The sequence below is a fragment of the Streptomyces sp. NPDC057474 genome, from assembly GCF_042802555.1.
Lineage (GTDB): Bacteria > Actinomycetota > Actinomycetes > Streptomycetales > Streptomycetaceae > Streptomyces.
This window is the reverse complement of the sequence record NZ_JBHVDX010000509.1, coordinates 1-1,121: the sequence shown is the minus strand read 5'-3', so window position 1 is coordinate 1,121 and position 1,121 is coordinate 1. Positions and strand designations below refer to the sequence as shown.

Sequence of the window (1,121 nt, the reverse complement as noted above, 5' to 3'; positions counted from 1 at the left end):
TGTCCCTCCCCTCGTAGCGTAGAGACCGTGACTGCAGGGGAAGTTGGGAGTCATGGCGGAGAAGCGACGGAAGTTCGAGCCGGAGTTCCGTGAGGGAGCTGTACGGATCGTCATGGAGACCGGCAAGACGATCGCGGAGGTCGCTGAGGACCTGGGGATCAACGAGACCACGCTGGCGAGCTGGGTCTCCCGTGCCCGCCGGACGGGGGCCGCACCGGCTGGTGGTGACGAGCTGGAGCGTCTGAGGCGGGAGAATGCCCAGCTCAGGCGGGACAACAAGGAGCTGGTCATGGAGCGTGATGTGCTCAAACGCTGCATGGTCCTGTGGGTGAAGTAGCCGTGGCGGACCCGGCGTCCGTCGTCGGGGTGATCAGCGACTTCAGGACCGAGCACGGCATTTCGCACCGCGTCTCCTGCCGCGCCCTGGGCGTGAGCGAGTCGTGGTTCTACAAGCAGCGCACCCACCAGCCCACCCGGCGTGAGCTGCGCAGACAGCATCTGACCGAGGCGGTGAAGGGAGAGTTCGACGACTCCGGCGGCACCTACGGCTCGCCGAAGATCTGGATCAGGCTGGTCCGGCAGGGCTGGCGGGTCTCGGTGAACACCATCGCGAAGATCATGGCCGAGCTGGGCCTGGTCGCGCGGAAGGTGCGCAGACGGCGGGGGCTGACCCGGCCGGGGAAGCGGCCGGCCGCCCCGGACTTCGTGCGCCGGGACTTCACCGCCGAGGCACCCGACCTGGTCTGGTGCGGGGACATGACGGAGATCGAAACCGGCGAGGGCAAGCTGTACCTGGCCACGGTCATCGACCTCTTCTCCCGGCGTCTGCTGGGCTACGCGATGGGGGCACGCCACGATGCCGAACTCGTCGTCGCCGCCCTGCACATGGCCGCGACGACCCGTGGCGGAGACGTGCGCGGCGTCATCTTTCACACGGACCGCGGGAGCGAGGGTGGATTCAACTGGTCGTCGCAACACTTTGATCTCGGAGGTGTGCGACGTGGCCACGGCGGACTGGAGTTTGAAGACCAGCGATGTTCCGGAGGGTCGGCGTCGGCAGTGGCGCGCTGATCGTGCGTTGCGGCCGGCGATGCGTTCGCCGGGGCGGCCTGATCCGTCTC

1 protein-coding gene and 1 pseudogene are annotated in these 1,121 nt (G+C 67.8%); both read left to right on the top strand.

Annotation, left to right across the window (positions count from 1 at the left end):
• Positions 1-52: 52 nt before the first annotated feature.
• Positions 53-337, top strand: coding sequence for a transposase (locus ACFU53_RS48125; protein WP_384007055.1), 285 nt, complete (start codon positions 53-55; stop codon positions 335-337).
• Positions 325-939 (top strand): annotated as a pseudogene (locus tag ACFU53_RS48120) (IS3 family transposase); the annotation flags it as partial. The gene ACFU53_RS48125 and the pseudogene ACFU53_RS48120, both read left to right, overlap by 13 nt.
• Positions 940-1,121: the final 182 nt, after the last annotated feature.

What these genes read in the sequence shown, in the direction of transcription:
- ACFU53_RS48125 (WP_384007055.1), top strand. Translation starts at nt 53, where the DNA reads ATGGCGGAGAAGCGACGGAAGTTCGAGCCGGAGTTCCGTGAGGGAGCT.